The sequence below is a fragment of the Solibacillus sp. FSL W8-0474 genome (assembly GCF_038004065.1).
Lineage (GTDB): Bacteria > Bacillota > Bacilli > Bacillales_A > Planococcaceae > Solibacillus > Solibacillus faecavium.
In genome coordinates this window covers 3,299,502-3,322,080 of record NZ_JBBOQJ010000001.1, presented here as the reverse complement: position 1 = coordinate 3,322,080, position 22,579 = coordinate 3,299,502, and the positions used below count along the sequence as shown (strand labels likewise).

The window sequence follows — 22,579 nt, the reverse complement described above, 5'->3', positions numbered from 1 at the left end:
CTAATATGTTGCAAAGATTTTCTAATAAAAGCTTCCCCCATTTCTATTTTCCCCGGCTATAATAGTAAAAAAGGGAGGAAATACCATGATTATTAAATTTTATTCAAAACCGGACTGTGAGCTTTGTGTGGAAGGGCTTCATACGTTGAAAATAGTTCAGGAAGATATCGACTTTACAATTGAGCACTATAATATTGAGGAAGATGATGCAGTGCATGAGAAATATATGCTGATGATTCCTGTTGTTGAGCAGGATGGGGAAATTATTCAGTATGGACAGCTTGATTATGCAACGTTATATGAGGCGCTCGGAGATTGAGATGAGCGCCTTATTTTTGTTGAAAGACATAATTCCGACAAGTATATAAGTTGCAAAACAACATTATGCATTTTATAATAAAGACAGAAATTATTTTTTTTGTTCTAAGTGGGACTAAAAAATAATGCGCGGGACAAAACTTGTCCAATATAGTCGAGTAGGTGGTTTTTTTGACTGATGTTTCGTTTTTTGCAGCAGAGCGCAAACTAATGCCTGAAATCGATAGGCTCTTTCAAAAGAGGTTTCGAATATTGCAGGCTTTAGCGACATTCGGACCGATTGGTAGGCGTGCTTTAGTCGAGCAGCTTCAGATGACAGAGCGTGATATTCGTAATGAAACAACCGTCCTCAGTGAGCAGCAATTGATTTCGATTCAGAAAAAGGGCATGATTTGTACGCCAAAAGGGTATGAAGTATTAGAACAGCTTTCCGAATTACATCGGGAGTTGTCAGGTATTGTGGCGATGGAACAACAGCTTAAAGAAATGTTCGGGATTGCACGCGTTATTATTGTGACGGGTGATGCGGAACAGGATATGACTGTAAAGCAACAGCTCGGTAAAGAAGCGGCACAGATGTTACAGCAACTCGCTAAAGGTAAAGATCAAATTGCTGTGACGGGCGGTAGCAGTGTTGCCTCGATGAAAGAGTATTTAACAGCAGGCACGGTGCTCGGTGATGCGAGTTTTATCGCAGCACGAGGCGGTATGGGTGACGAGATGACGTTCCAGGCGAATACGGTTGTTTCCAAGTTTGCTAAAAGGTGTGGCGCAAAATATCGTACTTTATTTTTACCTGAGCATTTAAGTGAGCAGGCTTATGAAGCGATGAAGGATGAGCCAATCATTAAAGAGATGATTGAATTGTATGAGCAGGTGGATATTGTCGTTCATGGCATTGGAGCCGCTCAGGAAATGGCACTTCGTCGCAATAGCACATACGAGGAGCAGCAGCTGCTTGAACAAAAGGGAGCCGTTGCAGAAGCGTTTGGCTATTATTTCAATAAAAATGGCGATATTGTTCATCATTTACGTACAATTGGGATTCAGCTTGAGCATGTAAATAAGGCGCAACATGTCATTGCGATTGCGGCAGGCAGTAACAAGGCAGCTGCAATTCAGGCTTATTTCAAAAATGCAGTAAAGCAGACGATTTTAATTACGGATGAACAAACCGCAAATACAATTCTAGAAAGATAAGTTGTTTTTAAAAGTATGTCCATTACACATACTGTTTAAATAATAAATATATTGGAGGAATTTCACATGGTATTACAATTAGCAATTAATGGATTTGGTCGAATCGGACGTTTAGTATTCCGTGAAGCAATGAAGCACGAGGAATTTGAAGTTGTTGCAGTAAATGATTTAACAGATGCCGGACAGCTTGCACACTTATTGAAGTATGACTCAGTACATGGTGTATACGATGCAGATGTTCAGGCGGAAGATGATGCATTTATCGTAAACGGCAAACGCATTCAAGTGTATTCAGAAAAAGATCCTGCAAAATTACCATGGGGCGAAATTGGTGTGGATGTTGTTTTAGAATGTACGGGTAGATGGCGTTCAATGGAAGAAGTAGAGAAGCATATTCAAGCCGGTGCGAAAAAAGCGATTCTTTCAGCACCAGCAAAAGGCGATATGCCAACTTATGTTATGGGCGTAAACCATACTGATTATGACCCATCAGAGGATGTTATCTCGAACGCTTCTTGTACGACAAACTGTTTAGCACCGCTGGCAAAAGTATTGGATGAACAATTCGGTATTAAGCGCGGTATGATGACGACAATTCACTCGTATACAAATGATCAGCGTATCCTTGACTTCCCGCACTCAGACCCACGTCGTGCACGTGCTGGCGCGGTATCAATGATTCCGACAACTACGGGTGCAGCGGTTGCAGTATCGAAAGTATTGCCACAATTAAAAGGTAAACTAGACGGCTTCTCAATGCGTGTTCCTACACCAAACGTATCTTGTGTGGATTTAGTTGTGGAGCTTGATAAAGACGTAACAGCTGATTCAATCAATGCTGCATTAAAAGAAGCTTCAGAGGGCGACTTAAAAGGAATTCTTGCGTACAATGAATTACCGCTTGTATCGATCGACTATAACGGCAATCCGGCATCATCAACAATTGATGGCTTATCGACAATGGTAATGGAAAACCGTATGGCGAAAGTAGTTGCTTGGTATGATAATGAAATCGGGTATTCTACTCGATTAATGGATTTAGCGTTATATATCGCTGAGCAAGGAATCGACAAAAACTAATTGTGACATACTTTTTAAAGAATGAAGAAAATATGTGACATATTAATTAGAATTTGACATAAAAAGTATAGCCTTTAAAAGGTAGAAACCTTATAATGTATAAGGGTAAAAGAGCGGCAGGGAATTACCCGACCGCTCTTTTTTTGAATATAAGAAAATTGGGTAAATACATATTGTTTAGAGATTTAAGCGCAATGATTCATCTTCGTCATAAATATTAGCGAATACGAGGGAAATCAGAGGCGACACAAGACAGCATTATTGAAGTTTGATACTATTTTAACTAACGAGTATACTATCCACACAATAATTTCACGATCGAATTTAAAGGAGGATTTTCTTTATGTTTTTAAAGAAGTCAATGAATGATGTAGATGTAAAAGGGAAGCGCGTATTTGTACGTGTTGATTTTAATGTACCGATGGAAGAAGGCAAAATTACGGATGAAACGCGTATTCGTGCAGCCGTTCCAACAATTGAGCAATTAGTGAGTGCAGGGGCAAAAGTTATTTTAGCTTCACACCTTGGTCGTCCAAAAGGTGAAGTGAATGAAGATATGCGTTTAACAGCAGTAGGTGAACGTCTTTCTGAATTAATGGGCAAGCCTGTTTCGAAGCTTGATGAATCAATTGGTACAGATGTAGAAGCAGCGGTAAACAATATGCAAGATGGCGACATCATTCTTCTTGAAAACGTACGCTTCCATAAAGGCGAAGAGAAAAACGACGAGACATTGGCAAAAGAATTTGCAAAATTAGCAGACCTTTACGTAAATGATGCATTTGGTGCAGCTCACCGTGCACACGCTTCAACAGAAGGTATTGCGAAGCATGTACTAGCTGTATCAGGTTTATTAATGGAAAAAGAATTAGACGTATTAGGGAAAGCTTTATCAAATCCGGAGCGTCCATTCACAGCGATTATTGGTGGCGCAAAAGTTAAAGATAAAATCGGTGTTATTGAAAACCTGCTAGATAAAGTAGACCACCTGATTATCGGTGGCGGCTTAGTATTCACATTCGTAAAAGCAATGGGTCATGATATCGGAAAGTCATTGCTAGAAGAAGACAAAATTGAGTTGGCAAAAGGCTTTATCGAAAAAGCAAAAGAAAAAGGCGTTCAGCTGCACATGCCAGTTGATGCAGTCGTAGCGAACGAATTTTCAAAAGATGCTGACACTAAAGTAGTTGCAATCGATGCGATTCCTTCTGACTGGATGGGACTTGATATCGGACCAAAAACTGCGGAAAACTATGCAGAAGTCATTAAGCAATCAAAATTAATCATTTGGAACGGACCAATGGGTGTATTCGAAATGGAGAAATTTGCAAATGGTACAAAAACAGTAGCAGATGCAATGGCAACAACAGATGGCTACACAATTATCGGTGGCGGTGATTCAGCTGCAGCGGTAGAGAAATTCGAAGTAGCATCTAAAATGGACCATATTTCAACAGGCGGCGGTGCTTCATTAGAGTTAATGGAGGGTAAGGAATTACCGGGTATTGTTGCGTTAAACGATAAATAATTTATAGAATAATTATTTGTGTCAACACTGACTCAAAGCGTCCGCCTTAGCGGAAAACAGTTAGTGTTAACGAACAAAATAATTAAAAACTGGAGGGTTTTGAATGAGAAAACCGATCATAGCAGGAAACTGGAAAATGTATAAAACATTTGATGAGGCAGTGGACTTTGTGGAAGAGATTCAGCAAGAGATCCCATCTCCTGATAAAGTGGATGCAGTCATTTGTGCACCAGCACTATATTTACCAACGCTTGTCGTAGCATCAGAGGATTCAAGCCTGGCAATTGGCGCACAAAATATGCATTACGAAAATGAAGGTGCATTTACAGGTGAAATCAGTCCTGTGATGCTTGCCAATATTAATGTAGATTACGTTATTTTAGGGCATTCAGAGCGTCGTGAAATGTTTAACGAAACGGATGAAGCGATTAACAAAAAAATTCGAGCAGCTCTTAGTCAAGGAATTGTACCGATTATTTGCTGTGGTGAAACGTTAGAAGAGCGTGAAGCGGAACAGACAGAGGCAAAGGTAGCACGACAAATTACAAAGGCGTTGGAAGGCTTTGCACCGATCGAGGTTGAACATATGGTCATTGCTTATGAGCCAATCTGGGCAATCGGAACAGGTAAAACGGCTACGGCTCAAGATGCTAATGTGGTATGCTGTGCAATTCGTTTAGCGATCGAAACGTTATATGGCAAAGATACTGCTAGAAAAGTACGTATTCAGTACGGTGGCAGCGTAAAGCCTGAAAATATTAAAGAGCTATTAGCGCAAGAACATATTGATGGTGCCTTAGTAGGTGGAGCGAGCTTAGATCCGGCATCATTTATGAAGTTATTGGAGGCGGCAGCAAATGCCTAAACAACCTGTTGCATTAATTATTTTGGACGGCTTTGCTTTTCGTGATGAAGTAAAGGGAAATGCCGTTGCCCAAGCATATAAACCGAATTTCGATCGCTACTGGAATGTTTACCCGCACGCTACATTAACAGCGAGCGGGGAGGCTGTAGGTCTGCCAGAGGGCCAAATGGGGAACTCTGAAGTAGGTCACTTAAACATCGGTGCAGGGCGCATAGTTTATCAAAATCTTACACGTATCCATAAATCGATTCGTGAAGGTGATTTTTTCAGAAATAAAGCATTTTTAGCTGCTGTTGAACATGCAAAAGCTCATGGTTCAAAGCTGCATTTAATGGGGCTGCTTTCAGATGGTGGCGTACATAGTCACTATGAGCATCTGTTTGCCTTATTGAAATTAGCGAAGGCAAATAATCTGGAGGAAGTGTATGTCCATGGCTTCCTCGATGGTCGTGATGTTGGTCCGACGACAGCGCTTAACTATATTCTAGAAACAGAAAAGCAGATGACGGAAATCGGTGTAGGGAAGTTTGCCTCGATTCATGGCCGCTACTATGCAATGGACCGAGATCGTCGCTGGGAGCGTGTCGCATTGACATATAACGCCTTAGTCGATGGAGTTGGACAGACTGCTTCTTCTGCTACTGCCGGTGTAGAGTCTTCGTATGAGCGTGATCTGCATGATGAGTTCGTTGTTCCGTTTGTTGTGACAGAAGAAGGTAAGCCGGTCGCTACAATTGATACGAATGATGCGGTTATCTTTTTCAACTTCCGTCCGGACCGTGCGATTCAATTGTCGCAAGTGTTTACAAGTGAAAATTGTGATGGCATTCCGTTATCACAAAACCATCCACAAAACTTAAAATTTGTTTCTTTCACACATTATAGTGAAGATGTCGTATCTGAAGTTGCCTATGAGAATGACAACCTTGTAAATACACTTGGTGAGGTCATTTCAAGAGCAGGCAAAACACAGCTACGCATTGCGGAAACGGAAAAGTATCCGCATGTGACATTCTTTATGAGTGGAGGTCGTGAAGTTACCTTTGTAGGGGAAGAGCGTATTTTAATCGCTTCTCCGAAAGTAGCGACATACGATTTGAAGCCTGAAATGAGTGCTTATGAAGTAACGGATGCTTTATTGAATGCCATTGCAGAAGATAAATTCGATGCAATTATTTTAAATTTTGCCAATCCGGATATGGTAGGGCATTCAGGCATGCTGGAGCCAACGATTAAAGCGATTGAAGCAGTCGATGAGTGCTTAGGTAAAATCGTCGATGCGATCGCAGAAAAAGGTGGCCATGCAATTATTACTGCAGACCATGGCAACTCGGATGAAGTTGTGACATTGGATAATCAGCCGATGACAGCCCATACGACAAACCCAGTGCCGGTCATTGTGACAAAGCCTGGTGTGATGCTTTATGAAGATGGAATTTTAGCAGATTTAGCACCTACTATGCTGGATTTGCTTGGGATTGACCAACCTGCCGAGATGACAGGGAAATCGTTAGTTATGCCAAACGAAAAGTAATTCGCGCGGTTAATTATATTGCTTGTCATTGTGCAAGCACCTAATAAATTTATTGACAGAGGAGATTTTTAATTATGCCATTCATTACTCAAGTATACGCTCGTGAAGTATTAGACTCTCGCGGTAACCCAACAGTAGAGGTAGAAGTATTCACAGAATCAGGTGCATTTGGCCGTGCGATCGTGCCATCTGGTGCATCAACTGGTGAATATGAAGCAGTGGAATTACGTGACGGAGATAAAGGCCGCTACTTAGGTAAAGGTGTTGAAAAAGCGGTAGAAAACGTAAACACAATTATCGCTGAAGAATTAGAAGGTCAATATTCTGTATTGGACCAAGTTGTAATCGACCAAGCGTTAATCGAACTTGACGGAACAGACAACAAAGGTAAATTAGGTGCAAACGCAATTTTAGGTGTTTCTATGGCTGTAGCACATGCAGCTGCTGATTACTTAGATATTCCTTTATATCAGTATTTAGGTGGCTTCAATTCAAAACAATTACCATTACCAATGATGAATATCATCAACGGTGGTGAACATGCTGACAACAACGTAGACATTCAGGAATTCATGGTAATGCCAGTAGGTGCGAAATCATTTAAAGAAGCATTACGTATGGGTACTGAAGTTTTCCATAACTTAAAAGCAGTTTTAAAAGGTAAAGGCTATAACACAGCAGTAGGTGACGAAGGTGGATTCGCGCCAAACTTAAGCTCAAACGAAGAAGCGATCACTGTTATTATTGAAGCAGTTGAAAAAGCTGGCTACAAAATGGGCGATGATATCCGTATCGCACTTGACGTTGCATCTTCTGAGCTTTACAACAAAGAAACAGGCAAATACGTTTTAGCTGGTGAAGGCGTAGAAAAAACTTCTGAAGAAATGGTTGCATGGTACGAGGAATTAACTTCTAAATACCCAATCATCTCAATTGAAGACGGCTTAGACGAAAATGACTGGGCTGGCCACAAGCTATTAACTGAGCGTATCGGTGACCGCGTACAATTAGTAGGTGATGATCTATTCGTAACAAATACTGAGAAATTATCTCGTGGTATTGAAGAGGGCGTGGGCAATGCGATTTTAATTAAAGTAAACCAAATCGGTACTTTAACTGAAACGTTCGAAGCGATTGAAATGGCGAAACGTGCTGGCTACACGGCAGTAATTTCTCACCGTTCAGGCGAATCAGAAGATAACACAATTGCTGATATCGCTGTTGCAACAAATGCGGGTCAAATTAAAACGGGTGCACCATCTCGTACAGACCGTGTTGCGAAGTACAACCAATTACTACGCATTGAAGATCAATTAGGCGACACTAGCCGTTTTGAAGGATTAAAGTCTTTCTATAATATTAAATAATGAATGAGTTAAGGCCGGGGCATTTATATGTCCCGGCCTTTTTAATAATTATTATAACCTTGAACCGTTGATTTCCATTCCGGGACCGATGCTTTCCCCGGGCACGGCTCCAGCTCAGCTAACTATCCCCTAGAGGTCGCTGGTTTCACTGTGATTATCGCTGATCAAGTTCAAGTAAAGTTTGTTTTAAAACATTTGCTCCTGCGATGATATCTTCGGCTGAGGTGAATTCTTTTGGGTTATGGCTGATGCCGTCTTTTGAGCGGACGAAAATCATTGCTACCGGGAATTGTCCGTTAAATTGCATCGCATCGTGTCCGGCACCGCTTGGTAAATGGACGACTTGCTGTCCATTGTCTGCGATAGCTTGTGCAATAATTTGTTGGATTTCGGCATCACATTTAACTGGTGCCACTCTTTGCAATGTTTCAATTGCTAATGTAAGTTGGCGCTCTTGTGCGATGGCTTGGGCTGCGTGATAGATTTCCTGTTCCAATGCATTTCGGACTTCCTCTTCGATATCCCGAATATCAACTGTAAAGGTAACTTCACCAGGAATGACATTGACTCCGTTTGGCGATACGGATAGCTTTCCGACCGTTGCTACTGCTGCAGGATACTGACGTGCAAGCTCTTCAATTTTCGCAATGATTAAGCTTGCGCCGACTAAAGCATCCTGTCTTAGTGCCATTGGTGTTGCGCCTGCGTGTTCAGCTGTACCGGAAAGAGTAATTTGCTGCCAAAGTGGTCCGGCAATGCCTGTTACTACACCGACACCTACACCTGCTTTTTCTAGCACTTTTCCTTGTTCAATATGCAATTCAACATAGCAGTCAACATTCGATAATTTTGCGTCGGCTACATTTGCGGCATCTAGCCCATCCTGCTGCATCGCTTCTGCTATCGAAATACCTTCTTCATCCGTACGCTGTAATTCCTCTAGCTGTAATGTTCCGGCAGCTGCACGACTGCCAATCATACCAAACTGGAAGCGTGTCCCTTCCTCATCCTTAAAAGCAATCACCTTTACCGGGCGTTTTAATGGGATGTTGTTGTCTTGTAGTGTATGGATTACCTCAATTGCACTTAATACGCCTAGCGCACCGTCATAGTGCCCACCGTTTGGCACCGTATCAATATGTGAACCTAACACGATGGCCGGAGTGTCAATATGACTGTTTACTTCACCGATAATATTGCCGATTGCATCAGTAGATACTGTCATTCCGGCTGCTTCCATCAGTTGCTTAATATAGAGATTCGCTACCATTTCTTCTGCGGTAAATGAAAAGCGATTGACCCCTCCCTCGGGAGTAGAGCCGATTTTGGCAAGTTCAGCTAGATGCAGCAGTAGTCGTTCTTCATTAATCATATAGAGGATCAATTCCTTTCTCTTTCATTTGGAAGCGGAAGTGGCACTGGCCTTCACGGAGTAAATACTGGTCGTGAATAACGTCAAATTTGTTGTTGTAGCCATAGGCAATGGAGTTATCAATGACTTGGCAGTACAAAATACCGTATTCATGCATATTGTCGTCAGCCCATTGTTGGCCAAGTGGACAGCCTGTAAAAGTTTGCTCCAATTCATTTGGCGTGTAGTTATCTTTCATTACGAATAACTCACTGCGCCCCATATCGTAGTTTGGAATATAGTTCTCAACGGTGTTTTCCTGCCCGTTTAAGCGAGCGCGCTGTGCAATGCCCCGACCACGTTTTTGTCCGAATTGCCATACGCTTTTCTTAATTACTTCTTCACCTTCATTACCGTAGCGGTCTACAATTTGCTTTGTGACCTGTGCAAACAGCTTGGCGAATAAGGCAAAGGGTGTGGCATTTTCGTAGTTGTCCGTCGCTTGATGGTCAGTGGGGATGTAGTCGTAAAGTGAGTGAATAGAACCTTCTAACGTTGCTTTAATAGCTATTTGCTCCGCATTATAGTAGCCAAAAGAGCGAACGGCGTTTTGTATGAGCGGTATGACCTCTTGCCCGAAAGCTTCTTTGGTATTCGTCTCGATTTGAGTGAAAAGCATTGCTGTCATGTATTCCATTGAATATGGTTTGATGGAAACCGGCTGTTGTTCCATAATGTATCGCCTCCTCAATAATAGTTTATAAAGCCTAGTGATATACTTAAGATTAGGCTATTTTATAATATTCTAATAATTATGTAAACGATTTGAATTTTTAATAGTTTGTATGAATCCAGTAGAGAGTAAGCAAGAAAGGAAACTGTTGAGATTTTGTGAACATTTGACTGATGCTTTTCGTCATTTGATATTATGTGATAAGGTTAGACCGATAAGTAAAGATGAATTAGACCGATCATTATAATTGTGGAGGGCAGCATGACAAAGCAAACAAAAGATAAAATTTTAGAAACAGCAACGAGGCTATTTTATTTTCAGGGGTTTCATGGAACAGGCTTAAATCAAATTATTCAGGAGTCGGGATCGCCTAAAGGTTCGCTTTATCATTATTTCCCTCAAGGCAAGGAGCAATTGGCAGAGGCGGCGATTGAGCTATCGAAGCGAAGAATTGGGGCGTCCATCCAGCGTTATATGAATGAATTTGAGGACGTAGAGGCTGCGTTAAATGCACATATTTTAGCAATGGCTGAGTTATTTGATATGGAAAGTGGCCTTGAGGAGCATTCATTTACGATTATGCCTTTTGGTTTGTTGGCGGCGGAATCGGCTTTTATGAATGAACGTCTACGCAAAGCATGCGGAGATACGTATAAGTATTGGGAATCGATTTATTATACGAAGCTCATTTCAAACGGCTATAGCGATGAATCGGCTGTCATCATTAGTAAAGCTGTCAGTGCGATGATTGAAGGTGCGGTAACGTTATCATTATCACAGCGGTCAAATGAACCGTTATTAAATATAAGTAAAGTAATCCCAGCAATACTTGCGCAATATAAGTGAACCGTTAAGGCGAAAATGTCTTAGCGGTTTTTTTAAGTCAATTTGTTCACAATTGATATTTTTTTGAGGGGAAATGGATAAAGAAGTGTTGCAAAATGAACGTTTATCATAGCAAAGCGCATTAAATGTTGATGTATCAGCTTTTGTCACCATTTGTTCAAATTTAGATTAAAATTTTGCAATCGTTTTCAAATCGGAAATGGAAGTAACTGTCTACGATGCATAGCTCCATAAAAGGTTATAAATGGATATTAGGTGTTCACAATTATAATGAATGGTCTAATTTTTATCCTGAAATGATTGAATTTCTATGAAAAAATTTGGTATATTGTAAAGCGTGCTGTTAAAGCAAAGCAAACGTTATATAACAGCAAAAGTATGATAGGAAGCAATTATCATCTTCATAAATAAGTTTTTATAGTACAGGAGGAAACAGAAGTGGCAGCACCTTTTTTCAATGTTAAAAGCCCTAAAGGTATGGCAGCGGTATTAATGATCGGGACGTTCCTAGGTCTATTCGGTGAAACAGCCTTAAACATGGCATTAACAAATATAATGGATGATTTCAGTGTATCCGCAGCATCAGCGGCGTGGTTAACAACTGGTTATCTTTTAGTTTTAGCAGTATTAGTTCCATTATCATCATATTTAGTACGTTGGTTTACAACGCGTCAATTAGTTGTGGCGGCAATTGTCATTGCAATTATCGGTTCGTTATTAGGCGCATTAGCACCAAACTTTACGGTTTTATTAGTCGGTCGTTTTGTACAAGCGGTCGCAACGGGTATTATTTTACCATTAATGTTTAGTGTCGTAATGTTAATTTTCCCAGTGCAAAAGCGTGGGGCAGTAATGGGCATTGTAGGTATTATTTTAACTGCAGGTCCAGCATTAGGGCCATCGATTGCAGGGTTAATCGTCTCTTCACTTAGCTGGCGATATATTTTCTGGATCATGGCTGTTGTTTATGCGCTCGTTATTTTCTTAGCATGGAATAATATAGACAACGTATCAAACGTTACACGACCTAAAATTGATCTATTATCATTAGTTGCATCGACATTAGGTTTCGGTGGTGTTGTTTTCGCACTTGCTACATTGGCTGAACAATCGATTACAGAAGTGATCGTTTGGGTACCGCTTATTGTAGGTTTACTATTATTAGTAGTATTCGGTATTCGCCAAACAAAAATGGAGGAGCCAATGATCGACTTATCGGTATTCAAGTCACCGATGTTTAGTTTAGGTGTCGCTTTAATGGTAGCGTCAATGTTCATGATTTTATCTGTAGCAATCTTAGTACCAATGTTCCTGAAAACAGTATTAGGTTTCGCAGCATTAACGGCAGGTTTATGTATGCTGCCGGGGAATATTTTAAATATTATTATGTCACCGATCGTTGGTGCTAATTTCGATAAAGTGGGAGCAAAAATCTTCACGCGCATTGGATTTACGATGATTTTAGTGTCGATGGTTGTATTCTTAACAACAATTTCAGCTACAACAGCGACTTGGATTATTATCGTTAACTTATGTGTATTTTTCGTTGGGGTTTCGATGACAATTATGCCGGCGCAAACAAATGCAATGAACTCATTGCAACCGCAGAAATTTGCGGATGGTTCAGCGGCCTTAAATACATTAACTCAAATCGCGGGTGCTTCAGGTACAGCAATCGCGATTACACTGTTCACAATTGGACAGGAAAATTATGCTGAAAAGTTCAGCAACGCATTACCGGGAGAAATGCTCGCGCACGGTGTACACACAGCGTTCGTCGTGGTGAGCGTAGTGTCTGTGATCGGGTTAGTAGGTTCATTCTTTGTGAAAAATAGTAAGCCAGTGGGGAACTAAGGTTTTTCGCTGGGTGTGCAGCATCGGGTTATTGCCGGTGCTGTTTTTTTGTGGGGTGGCGCGGGTTTTATTAGAAGAATTGGGTGAGTTATTAGAAGAGTTGTGCTGGATATTAGAAGAAGTGCGGGGGATATTAGAAGATAAGCGGATTTGGGGGTGCATCGCTGCATTAAGTGGGGCGGGGAAACGGGTGCGCGGATTTTATTAGAAGATTAAAGTGGGTTATTAGAAAATAGTGAGGGGATATTAGCACATTTCAGAGTTTTATTTGAACATCGGGAGCACTTATTAGCACAATGGGAACTTTTATTAGCAGATCGGCAATTTATTAGAACAAATAAATTTATATTAGAACATTTCGCGATATATTAGAAAATCCGTAGACAAGGGAATGCAAGTATTTCTTATGTATTAATGTTTTCTTAATATAATTATGGTATTGTTACTATAAATGAAATAAAAGGGATGTTTATTACTTTATGGAAAAAATAGATAGAAAATGGGTATATGCTGTACTCAGCGGCTTTTTCGCGATTTTTTTATTGATTATGTTTAAACCTACTGGATACGACTATATTGTTTTTGCGATTGCTTCTGCTTTATTAGCGTACGGTGGCTTTATTCGCAGGAAAAATATGATAGATAAAATTTCTGTTCCACTGGGTATCGTTTTATTTTTTGTTTTTGTAATATTGTATTTTGTAAATTAGTAGCCATTGTGCTGCTTTTTTTATTGCATAGAAAGAAGTGACTTCATCGAACCGTTGATTTCCATTTCGGGACCGATGCTTTCCCCGGGCACGGCTCCAGCTAACTAAATTGTGCCTATAACGGCAGGCACAATTTAGTGGATCTTCCGCGCGGTGCTCCTGCGGTTACTCGTCGCAAAATAAATTTTGCCATTCCCGGTGGAGTCACGGTCCCTCCATTCCAATCAACTTATTAATCACTTTAAATAGAAACGATGAACAACAAAAAGGTCTCGAGAGGTCGTCTCTCGAGATCCCTTCTTAATTTCAGTCAAACTTCTCCGGAATGATATAGTATGTCCCTTTATTCGTCCCATGCTTTTCGAGGCCGGCTTTGGCTAATAGTTTGGATGCGATATGGATACAGGGGATGTTGAAAAATTCGCGGAACGCTTTATTGGATATGCGGGGACTGACTAAAATGCGGTATTGCAATAAAGTTTCATATAGGGCTTCCTTACTTTTGGCGCCGCAGACGGGACAGATGAAATAGCCTTGCTTATAGTGCATTTCGTTGACGTAGTCGCACTGCTTGCATAAAACGCCGGTGCGGAGACGGTGCTTTTCTATCGTTCTGCGTGGGGGGAGCGGTTCGTATAATTGTTGGAATTGTTTTTGCAGAATAGTAAGATGTGCACGGGGTTTTGGATGGTGCTTATAGAGCCTTTCGATAAATCTTGGGATGCCGCTCATATGCATGATTGGGAAATTGTTTAAGGACTCATCGAGCTTTGCGCGGTAATTTGCTAGAACGACGATGTGGTAAACGGGAATGCATAGTTGCCAAGTCTTTAACTGGTGCTCGAGGAATAGCTGATGACGGTAGGCTTGGTCTAATGGATTGGGGAAATTTTCGTTCATTTGATCCTGTACGCGGAAAAATTCGTGTAGGGAAGGTTTGTAGAAGAGGGTACCGGATATTTGTTTTACTTCAATGACTAAGAGGAAATTTGGTGTTAAGAGCAAAGCGTCCATTTGATGGGTGAAGCCGTTGGAATTTTTACATTCAAAATTATAAAAGATGTGAAAATCTGATTTAAAATAAAAATCTGTTAGTAGCCGCTTTATTTTTTGCTCGCCTGATAAGCCGGCCTCTAATCGGTAAAATTCCTGTTGGATTGCTGAGGTCTCTGAATCGTCCATTCTTATGCGCTTCATCAGTGTTTCGATAAGTAAATAATGTCTTGATTTTTGCACTTTTTCCACCTCCTGTACTCATTATAAAATATCCTAATTTATGGGGAAATAGAAAGGGTGAAAATGTTTTTTTGCAGGAAAAATGAAAAAATATGTTTCTCTTTTGGTAAAGCTGGGAAAAGACCACCAAACAGTAAGGGAGGCAATTTATTTATGAAATTAAAAAAATACTCTACACTTATGGCGGCAGCGGTGTTATCTTTATCACTTGCAGCATGTAACGACGACGACGATCCGGTTATTATTGAAGATGATAACGATGGTGTTGTTGACGATAATAACGACGGTACTAATCTAGACTTAGATGTAGATAATGATGGCGATGCAGGTACTGATGGTGACGCAGGTACTGAAGGTACAGGTACTGAAGGCACAGGTGTTGAAGACGAAGACACTACTGATGACAACAGCAACGACTAATTAAAAGCATAAAGCATGGCGCTCGCATTTATTTGCGGGTACCATGCTTTTTTTCTGTTCTATTAAATTTCGCCGCAAGCTAACCATGGGAGGAAGCCGTCTAAAAACTTCTCCGTTGCCGGCATGAAATACGAACCGAAATGGAAATCAGGGTCAAGTGTTGTGACAATCCAAGTGCCTTTTGAGCTGACTTTATCGACGTACAATAATGAACCGCCGTCCTTCATATCGATGAGTGACTGCATGCCCTCCTGTAAATGGAATACGCCGTGCTGATGCCATGTGCACCCTGCTTCATCCAAGAAACCGTCACGGAATAACGGGTAATCCGGTGCAACCATACGTAAACCGCTGTCCGCATCCTTTTCAAGCCACCACCAGAAATTTGTCGGGCGCGTTTCCCAGTTTTGCCCTGGAATCCAGTTCCATGGCTGAGGACCGAATGCTACGACAACGCCGCCGTTATCAGCAAAACGTCGAATAGCCGGTGCTGCTTCCAGCAATAATTTGTTGTGCAATTGCGAAGGGACAATTAATACGTCCATATCTTCTAAATCCTGCTCCGCAAAGCGAGGTAAGTAGATGATTTTATCGAAATATTGTTTGTATTTTGGTGTGTTGAATGTTACGAAATGTGGTGCGTGACCGCTATATAAAACTGCTATTTTTCTCATGCTTGAGCTCCTTTTAAGCGTAGTAATTCTTCATCCAGCCATGCCAAAAATTGTGGTGCAATCAGCTGTGTCGAGTTTTCACCTGTTGCGTAAGTTAAAAAGTCACGGCAAGAAGCAGCGACAACTGTTCCTTTTGTTGCTGTGCGGTCAATGAAAACGATTGGTGTGCCGTCTGTATATTGTAAAATTACTTCCGATTCTTTATTTACGATAGGGTGTGACCCGCGTGCATAGAAGCCTGAAACGCCTTTACGATACGCAAGCTCCATCATGTCAACGCCTTCATAAAATGTCCCTTCAGATGCAGGCTCCATTAAATAATCAGCGTGCGACTTAATTTCCTTTGGCATAAACAATCCAGCGCCCGGTAGCCAAGGACGGAAAATATGTGTGTTGGCGATAACAATTTTCCCCTCATTTAAGAAGTTTTCAATTACTTGTTTTTGTTCATAAAGATGTTCCTGATCGATAAAGTCTGTTACGACCAACACATTGAATGCGGAAAGGTCAGCAGTCGAAATTTCATACTGATCGAGAAATGTTACATGGTCCATTGGTTCGTTTGAGACGTTCATTGCGCGTCCCTCTAGGCTGAATGCATGGCCGCCATCCAGTTTTACAATTTTGTATTCAGACATAAAAATCTCCTTTAATCCTGTAAATTTAATTAATTGATACATATTCTCATTTACTAATTGACACTGAAAATCATTATCAATTATACTCAATATTGTATTAAATTCAAATGATTTTTTAAATGAAATAATATTTTTTTATTATGAACTGGTAAAAAAGTAGTTACATAGTATTGGGAAGAGGAGAGACTTTTAAGATGAAACGTAAAGCAATTTTAAGTTCGCTTGCAGTGGCGGCGATGGCACTTGCAGCATGCTCAGATAAAGAGGTTGCAAATTCTGGAGGAGAGGTTCAGGCAACGGCAGAGGAAAAAATCGTTATCGACCAGGCGGGAACAGAGGTAACGATTCCTGCTGAAGTGAATTCGATTGTATCGGGCGGGATTTTACCATACTTCCACACGTGGTATGTGGCGACAAACTCTACAAAGGAAATCGTAGGGATGCATCCAAATTCTTATAATGCGGCAGAAAACTCGATTTTAGCGAAAATGTCGCCGGATATTTTAAAGGCGGATACATCGTTCGTTCAAAATGGTGAAATGAATGTAGAGGAATTAATGAAAATTAACCCGGACGTATTTTTCGAGCTCGCGACAGATGAAAAATCAATCGAGCAAGCGCGTAAAGCCGGTATAAATACAGTGGCGATAAAAGCAATTGATGCAGCGGCAGCAGAGCCACTTGCAACATTCAATAGCTGGCTGGAGTTAACGGGTGAAATCGCAAGAACAACAGATCGTGCAGATCAATTCATCGAAATCGGTACAGCGGTACAAAAGGAAATTAACGAAAAAATTGATGGCTTAACGAAGGAACAGAAGCCCAATGCATTAATGATGTATCAGTTGTCAGAGCAGGCGATTACAGTGAGCGGTAAAAACTTCTTCGGGAATCAATGGCTGAATGCAACAGGTGCCAATGATGTAGCAGAAGACGAAGTAACGGGTCGCAAAGATGTGAACATGGAGCAAATTTATAACTGGAATCCGGAAATCATTTACTTAACGAACTTTACGGAAATCCAACCAGAGGACCTATATAACAATACGATTCCAGGTCAGGACTGGAGCGAGGTTGAAGCGGTTAAGAATAAGCAGGTTTATAAAATTCCATTAGGTATTTATCGTTGGTTCCCGCCAAGTGGGGATGCACCGTTAATGCTGAAGTGGTTGGCGAATAATAACCAACCTGATTTATTTGACTATGATATGAACGCAGAAATAAAGAGCTATTATAAAGACTTTTACGGATTTGACATAACAGATAAAGAAGTAGAGCGCATTTTGCATCCTTCTTCTGATGCTGCGAAGTATTAAGAAATCGAGGGACGCTTATGAAAACGTGGAAAAATATTTTACTATGGGCTTTACCGCTCGTTATTGCCATCGCTTCACTCGGTATTGGACGCTTTGAAGTGGATTTTGTAACGGTCGTAAAAATTTTAGGCTCACATATTTTTCCGATAGAAGAAACTTGGACGCAAATGGAATATAACGTTGTCATGACCGTTCGGCTGCCGCGTATTATCCTCGCACTATTGATCGGTGCGGGGCTTTCCATTTCCGGTGCAGCTTTCCAAGGGATGTTTGCCAATCCATTAGTGAGTGCGGACATTTTAGGTGTCGCTGCAGGTGCAGGATTTGGTGCTTCTATCGGGATTTTATTATTCGGAAATGGTTATATAACACAAGGCTTGGCATTAATTTTTGGTTTAGCAGCCATTGGTTTTACGTATGTAATCGGCGGGTCTGGGCGCAATATGCCGATCTTTATGCTTGTATTGGCCGGGGTTGTAACAAGTGCGTTGTTTAATGCGTTAATTTCTTTAACAAAGTTTGTAGCCGATCCTGAAGAAAAGTTGCCTGCCATTACGTATTGGTTAATGGGGAGCTTAGGGACAGCCTCTTATCGTGATTTATGGACTGCCGGACCGATTATTTTAGTCGGAATGTTGATATTACTGGCATTACGCTGGCGCATTAACTTATTAACATTGCCTGATGAAGAGGCAAAATCATTAGGGATTAACGTAACACGTCTAAAGTGGCTTGTTATTGCAGGGGCTACGCTTTGTACAGCGGCAGCCGTTGCGGTAGCGGGGATTGTTGGCTGGGTTGGATTAATTATTCCGCATATTGCGCGTATGTTTGTCGGCAGTAATAATGAACGGGTATTACCGGTGTCCATTGCACTTGGCGGAGCGTATTTGTTATTAATCGATACACTAGCTCGTTCGGTAACGGCTGCGGAAATTCCGTTGTCTATTTTGACTGCGATTGTCGGAGCGCCGTTCTTTGCTTATCTTTTACGTCGTACAGGAGGTAGCTGGTCATGAAAATAGAAGTACGTGAAGGCAACTTCTGCTATGCAAAAAAGAAGGAAGTAAAGCCTTTTATATATGAATCGAATATTAGCTTTACGCTGGAGCCGGGGAAGATTATGGCCATTCTAGGTCCAAACGGTGCAGGGAAGACAACGCTATTAAAATGTATTACCGGCTTGCACGACTGGCGGGTTGGTGAAACATTGATTGATGATGTACCGCTTGCGAAAGTTTCGCAAAAGGAGCTTTGGAAGAAGATCGGTTACGTGCCGCAAGCGCATAAAATGGTGTTCGGCTTTTCAATTGAAGATTTAGTCGTGATGGGGCGTGCGCCGTATATTGGCTCGTTATCAAAGCCACGCAAGGAAGATTATGAAAAGGCGCATCATGCATTAAATGAAGTTGGGATTGTGCATTTGGCGAAAAAGTCGTGCAATGAAGTGAGTGGCGGGGAATTACAGCTTGCGTTAATCGCCCGTACACTTGTATCGAATCCAGAAATTTTAATATTGGATGAGCCGGAATCGCATTTGGATGTGCAAAAACAAGTTGTTATTTTAGAGACGTTAAAACGCCTATCTCAAGATCATAATATTTCATGTATTATTAATACACACTACCCGAACCATGCCTTTTATTTAGCGGACCAGGTGCTGATGATTGCGAAGAACAAGAAAGCGGTGATCGGTCCGGTACAGGAGGTCATGACGGAATCGCGCATGAAGGAGTACTTCAATATTGAACTGCGAAAGCTTATTTTTGAGGAAGAGGATTTACTATTTGAAACGATGGTGCCACTTGCGCTTGCTGCAAAACGAGATATTAGCGAATGCCGATTTAATAGCTTTGAATAAATCGCAGGCTGCAAAGCGCTATATTTGGATAAAATTTGCTGTGCATTTCCAAGAAATATTGTAAAGAGGTTCGCAGTTTGATATACTATTTGGTATTGTGACGTCCATATTTAGGAGGTGGAGCAAATGCATACGTTATTTACAGTATTACTTCTGATCGTAGCTTTAGCCTTAATCGTTGTCGTGTTATTACAATCAGGTAAAAGCGCTGGTTTATCAGGTGCCATCTCTGGTGGAGCTGAGCAACTATTCGGTAAACAGAAAGCTCGCGGGATGGATCTAGTATTACACCGCACAACAATCGTTCTTTCTGTTGCATTCTTCGTTTTGGCACTTGCTATTACGAAATTCTAATTGAACGAAAATTAAACGCCCAACCTCGCATTAAATGCAGGGTTGGGCTTTTTTTGCAAAATGAAATTTTAATCATTGGCACCACGTTATTAAACAACTACACTATGCTTAAATTGAACCAATCCTGTTTCGTTCGCAAAGAGCGCAACTTGCGTACGATCACCAAGCTCCAATTTTGATAATACCTGGCTTACATGCTTTTTTACGGTATTTTCTGATATATAAAGACTATGAGCTATTTGTTTATTGGAATAGCCCATTCCTAGTTTTTGCAATACCTCTTTTTCCTTAGAAGTAAGGAGCGCTAGACGGCTGTCATCTTTTGGTGACTCCTTTTGTGTTTGCATGAGCATATCTATTAAATCTGGATCATAATATTTCTTTCCCTTTTGAATGATTTGAATGGCATAAATGAGTTCTTCTGGTTGTGAATTAAGTGAAATATATCCAACCACGTCCATCGCCATTGCACGTTGAAATGATTCACGATCTTTTGAAAAGGTAAGAATCGCAAATTTGCAAGTGCCCCCTAATTTTCTCGCTTCTTTAATCAATTTTAATCCACATTCATCTCCTACATGAAAATTAATAATAGCCAAATCAGGCATTTCTTTTTGAAACAAATTAAGTGCTTCTTGTGTATTGTCGGATTCTCCGATTATTTCCAACTCTTCATCCGAAGATAAAATGGAAATTAACCCTCTGCGAATGATTGCTTGATCATCCACCAATAAAATTTTCATCAATAAATTGCCTCCCCAGTCAAATAAAAAAGTGCTCCTAAAAAGTGACTTTCAAATGAAATGAGGCCGGTTGCACCACTGACTCCATACATCCAAGGTGCCCAATTTGAGGATGTATTTCATAGTCTCCCAATGTAAAACTTAGTTAGCTCTATTAATAAGTAGTATTTGTGTTTTGTATAAGATTGAAGTGTCAGATGATGGAATTTTCAGTCTATTCTCTGCGGAATTTACTACGGATAAATTATTTTTTTCTATCAAAGTAACTCATGTCTTTAAATGTAAAATGTAGAAAATTACTATAGAAGGTTTGATAATTGGAAACTCTATTTGATTATACCTAGTTAACTTTGGTATTTTTTGTCATTTTATATCTGTCTTTAGGCACTTTCTTTGCAAACTTTCGTCGTTTCATATCTATTTATGTTGGAATTAAATAATAACATTCCAAATTTTATGACTTTTTGTACTTATGAAGCAAGCCATTTGGACTGGAAGTAGTACATTAGTTGGCTAATTAGACTCAATATTTCTTTCTATATAAGATAGCGAAGTACAAATGAAACATGTCGCCTAAAGAAGTGGCAGTAATCATGAATTATTAATAGAACAAAAGGGTGAGTGGATGTCACCGTCGGATGCCAATAGACATGGGTAAGTAGGTAAATGAAAACGTGTAAATGTAAATTACGATTCGAAATATTTTCATTAATTGGTTGTATTTCTTAATTTTAGCACTGTTTATAAGTAAGTTAATTAAAAAGTGATTTATAAAAATCAAAGTCAGCCTAATCATGCTATTAAAAATCTAGTATTGAAAAAAGAGTGCAAATCATTGGTATTTCAACGTTTATAGAAGCTGTCTAACCAATTGGTAGTATGTGGATTAGCACTAAAGTATACCATTGGGTAAGTTCCAAAGTAGAATGCCAAAGTGCTAAAAATCACCCATTAGAGGTGAGAGGAAATTTATGGGGCGGTCTATACTAAACCTAGTTCCACTTTCATAGTCGAAAAGTGAAGTGCAAAGGGGGAAGACGTTCATTTAGTAACACACTATGAATTTGGTGCAATTTATCAAACTGTAAGAATCTCGTACCCAACGTCGAGAAAGATGACTTTCTTATACGATCCAGGGAAGAGGCAAAAAAAACTAAAAAACTAATTGGAGGAATTTAAAATGAGTATCAAAAAGAAACTAGCAATGGGAATCGCAACGGGAGCACTAGCTGTAAGTATGATCGGCGGAGGAACTTATGCATTTTTCAGTGATACAGTAACAAGTACAAATTCATTCACGGCAGGTACATTGGATTTATCTCTTAACCCTACGGAAATTATCAATGTAGAGAATATTAAACCTGGGGACAAGATGACTAAAACATTTAAATTGACAAATGACGGTACACTTAATATTGCAAACGTGTTGCTTAAAACAGAATATGAAGTAACCGATTTAAACAATAATAATAGTGTAAATTTCGGTAAAGATATAAAGGCTAAATTCATGTGGGGCAATCATGTAATTTACGAAGATACTCTTTTTAATTTGCGACAAGGAGAGCTTAATACCCAGGAATTATTGAAAGGGAAAAATATCACTTGGGCCGGTTTAGCAAAAGATGAAACTCAGGAATTGAAAGTTGAATTTGAATTCATTAATAGAGATTATTCACAAGATTACTTCCAAGGTGATTCATTGAGTTTGACATGGAACTTTAAGGCTTTACAGGGTAATGGCGTAGAATTCAAATTAAACTAATTTTATATAGAATATGGGAGGAGAGCCCTTCTCCTCCCTTATTTTATGTAACAATCTGTCGGAACTCTTCCTTATATATATTTCTCAGCGTATAAATGGCGTTTGTGTTTTGAGGAATATATTTAAGGAAATTCCAATTAACGAAATTAGAAAGGCGGTATTGGATTGAACCCCAGACCTAGAGGCAAA

The 22,579-nt window shown here is 40.2% G+C and carries 23 protein-coding genes and 1 riboswitch; of the genes, 17 read left to right on the top strand and 6 right to left on the bottom strand.

Annotated elements, in window-relative coordinates; all coding sequences use genetic code 11:
* Positions 1-85: 85 nt before the first annotated feature.
* The 7 genes from NYE67_RS16850 (at position 86) to eno (ending at position 7,892) form a co-directional block, all read left to right on the top strand.
* Complete coding sequence (locus NYE67_RS16850; RefSeq protein ID WP_339214005.1) at positions 86-319, top strand: glutaredoxin family protein; 234 nt, start codon at positions 86-88, stop codon at positions 317-319.
* A gap of 161 nt (positions 320-480) precedes the next feature.
* Positions 481-1,518: a sugar-binding transcriptional regulator gene (locus NYE67_RS16845; protein ID WP_445683379.1), complete on the top strand. Its 1,038-nt coding sequence runs from the start codon at positions 481-483 to the stop codon at positions 1,516-1,518.
* A gap of 66 nt (positions 1,519-1,584) precedes the next feature.
* Positions 1,585-2,598 (top strand): type I glyceraldehyde-3-phosphate dehydrogenase, encoded by a 1,014-nt coding sequence (gap, locus tag NYE67_RS16840; RefSeq protein ID WP_339214001.1) that lies wholly within the window; start codon positions 1,585-1,587, stop codon positions 2,596-2,598.
* 343 nt (positions 2,599-2,941) lie between these two features.
* Positions 2,942-4,126 carry a phosphoglycerate kinase gene (locus tag NYE67_RS16835; protein WP_340730640.1) on the top strand — a complete coding sequence of 395 codons (1,185 nt, stop codon included), beginning with the start codon at positions 2,942-2,944 and terminating at the stop codon, positions 4,124-4,126.
* A 103-nt stretch (positions 4,127-4,229) separates the two neighbouring features.
* The gene (gene tpiA / locus NYE67_RS16830) at positions 4,230-4,991 is read left to right on the top strand and encodes a triose-phosphate isomerase (protein WP_340726084.1); all 762 of its coding nucleotides are present in this window, start codon (positions 4,230-4,232) and stop codon (positions 4,989-4,991) included.
* Positions 4,984-6,525: a 2,3-bisphosphoglycerate-independent phosphoglycerate mutase gene (gene gpmI, locus NYE67_RS16825; protein WP_340726083.1), complete on the top strand. Its 1,542-nt coding sequence runs from the start codon at positions 4,984-4,986 to the stop codon at positions 6,523-6,525. The genes tpiA and gpmI overlap by 8 nt, the downstream gene beginning before the upstream one ends.
* A gap of 74 nt (positions 6,526-6,599) precedes the next feature.
* The gene (eno, locus tag NYE67_RS16820; RefSeq protein ID WP_191699573.1) at positions 6,600-7,892 is read left to right on the top strand and encodes a phosphopyruvate hydratase; all 1,293 of its coding nucleotides are present in this window, start codon (positions 6,600-6,602) and stop codon (positions 7,890-7,892) included.
* Positions 7,893-8,046: 154 nt separating this feature from the next.
* Here the strand turns inward: eno and NYE67_RS16815 are convergent, their stop codons facing one another.
* On the bottom strand, positions 8,047-9,264 hold the full coding sequence (locus tag NYE67_RS16815; protein ID WP_340730639.1) for a Zn-dependent hydrolase: 1,218 nt from the start codon (positions 9,262-9,264) through the stop codon (positions 8,047-8,049).
* Positions 9,257-9,976: an L-2-amino-thiazoline-4-carboxylic acid hydrolase gene (locus NYE67_RS16810; RefSeq protein ID WP_340730638.1), complete on the bottom strand. Its 720-nt coding sequence runs from the start codon at positions 9,974-9,976 to the stop codon at positions 9,257-9,259. Before NYE67_RS16810 ends, NYE67_RS16815 begins: the two co-directional genes overlap by 8 nt.
* A 261-nt stretch (positions 9,977-10,237) precedes the next feature.
* Here NYE67_RS16810 and NYE67_RS16805 point away from each other — a divergent pair, with 261 nt between their 5' ends.
* The 4 genes from NYE67_RS16805 to NYE67_RS16790 all read left to right on the top strand — a co-directional run bounded on the left by NYE67_RS16805 (position 10,238) and on the right by NYE67_RS16790 (position 13,386).
* Complete coding sequence (locus NYE67_RS16805) at positions 10,238-10,822, top strand: TetR/AcrR family transcriptional regulator (RefSeq protein WP_340730637.1); 585 nt, start codon at positions 10,238-10,240, stop codon at positions 10,820-10,822.
* Positions 10,823-11,260: 438 nt separating this feature from the next.
* Positions 11,261-12,676, top strand: a complete 1,416-nt coding sequence (locus NYE67_RS16800; RefSeq protein WP_340730636.1) for a DHA2 family efflux MFS transporter permease subunit — start codon at positions 11,261-11,263, stop codon at positions 12,674-12,676.
* Between the two features lie 79 nt (positions 12,677-12,755).
* Positions 12,756-12,884, top strand: a complete 129-nt coding sequence (locus NYE67_RS16795; protein ID WP_340730635.1) for a hypothetical protein — start codon at positions 12,756-12,758, stop codon at positions 12,882-12,884.
* A 271-nt stretch (positions 12,885-13,155) separates the two neighbouring features.
* Positions 13,156-13,386, top strand: coding sequence for a hypothetical protein (locus NYE67_RS16790; protein WP_340730634.1), 231 nt, complete (start codon positions 13,156-13,158; stop codon positions 13,384-13,386).
* A 306-nt stretch (positions 13,387-13,692) separates the two neighbouring features.
* Here NYE67_RS16790 and NYE67_RS16785 read toward each other — a convergent pair whose 3' ends face one another.
* Positions 13,693-14,622, bottom strand: coding sequence for a nuclease-related domain-containing protein (locus NYE67_RS16785; RefSeq protein WP_340730633.1), 930 nt, complete (start codon positions 14,620-14,622; stop codon positions 13,693-13,695).
* 180 nt (positions 14,623-14,802) lie between these two features.
* Here NYE67_RS16785 and NYE67_RS16780 point away from each other — a divergent pair, with 180 nt between their 5' ends.
* A complete protein-coding gene (locus NYE67_RS16780) occupies positions 14,803-15,042 on the top strand; it encodes a hypothetical protein (RefSeq protein ID WP_340730632.1) in 240 nt (79 codons plus the stop codon).
* Between the two features lie 62 nt (positions 15,043-15,104).
* Here NYE67_RS16780 and NYE67_RS16775 read toward each other — a convergent pair whose 3' ends face one another.
* Complete coding sequence (locus NYE67_RS16775) at positions 15,105-15,716, bottom strand: hypothetical protein (protein ID WP_340730631.1); 612 nt, start codon at positions 15,714-15,716, stop codon at positions 15,105-15,107.
* Positions 15,713-16,354, bottom strand: coding sequence for a phosphate starvation-inducible protein PhoH (locus NYE67_RS16770; protein ID WP_340730630.1), 642 nt, complete (start codon positions 16,352-16,354; stop codon positions 15,713-15,715). The genes NYE67_RS16775 and NYE67_RS16770 overlap by 4 nt, the downstream gene beginning before the upstream one ends.
* 194 nt (positions 16,355-16,548) lie before the next feature.
* Between NYE67_RS16770 and NYE67_RS16765 the strand changes: the two genes are divergently transcribed.
* From NYE67_RS16765 to secG, 4 genes are all read left to right on the top strand, one after another.
* A complete protein-coding gene (locus NYE67_RS16765; protein WP_340730629.1) occupies positions 16,549-17,670 on the top strand; it encodes an ABC transporter substrate-binding protein in 1,122 nt (373 codons plus the stop codon).
* Between the two features lie 17 nt (positions 17,671-17,687).
* Positions 17,688-18,689 (top strand): FecCD family ABC transporter permease, encoded by a 1,002-nt coding sequence (locus NYE67_RS16760; RefSeq protein WP_340730628.1) that lies wholly within the window; start codon positions 17,688-17,690, stop codon positions 18,687-18,689.
* The gene (locus tag NYE67_RS16755) at positions 18,686-19,531 is read left to right on the top strand and encodes an ABC transporter ATP-binding protein (protein WP_340730627.1); all 846 of its coding nucleotides are present in this window, start codon (positions 18,686-18,688) and stop codon (positions 19,529-19,531) included. The genes NYE67_RS16760 and NYE67_RS16755 overlap by 4 nt, the downstream gene beginning before the upstream one ends.
* 126 nt (positions 19,532-19,657) lie before the next feature.
* A complete protein-coding gene (secG, locus tag NYE67_RS16750) occupies positions 19,658-19,885 on the top strand; it encodes a preprotein translocase subunit SecG (RefSeq protein WP_191699596.1) in 228 nt (75 codons plus the stop codon).
* Between the two features lie 89 nt (positions 19,886-19,974).
* Here the strand turns inward: secG and NYE67_RS16745 are convergent, their stop codons facing one another.
* On the bottom strand, positions 19,975-20,628 hold the full coding sequence (locus NYE67_RS16745) for a response regulator transcription factor (RefSeq protein ID WP_340730626.1): 654 nt from the start codon (positions 20,626-20,628) through the stop codon (positions 19,975-19,977).
* Positions 20,629-20,683: 55 nt separating this feature from the next.
* Positions 20,684-20,767, bottom strand: a riboswitch (cyclic di-GMP riboswitch).
* Between the two features lie 1,041 nt (positions 20,768-21,808).
* Here NYE67_RS16745 and NYE67_RS16740 point away from each other — a divergent pair.
* Positions 21,809-22,390: a TasA family protein gene (locus NYE67_RS16740; RefSeq protein WP_340730625.1), complete on the top strand. Its 582-nt coding sequence runs from the start codon at positions 21,809-21,811 to the stop codon at positions 22,388-22,390.
* Positions 22,391-22,579 lie beyond the last annotated feature (189 nt).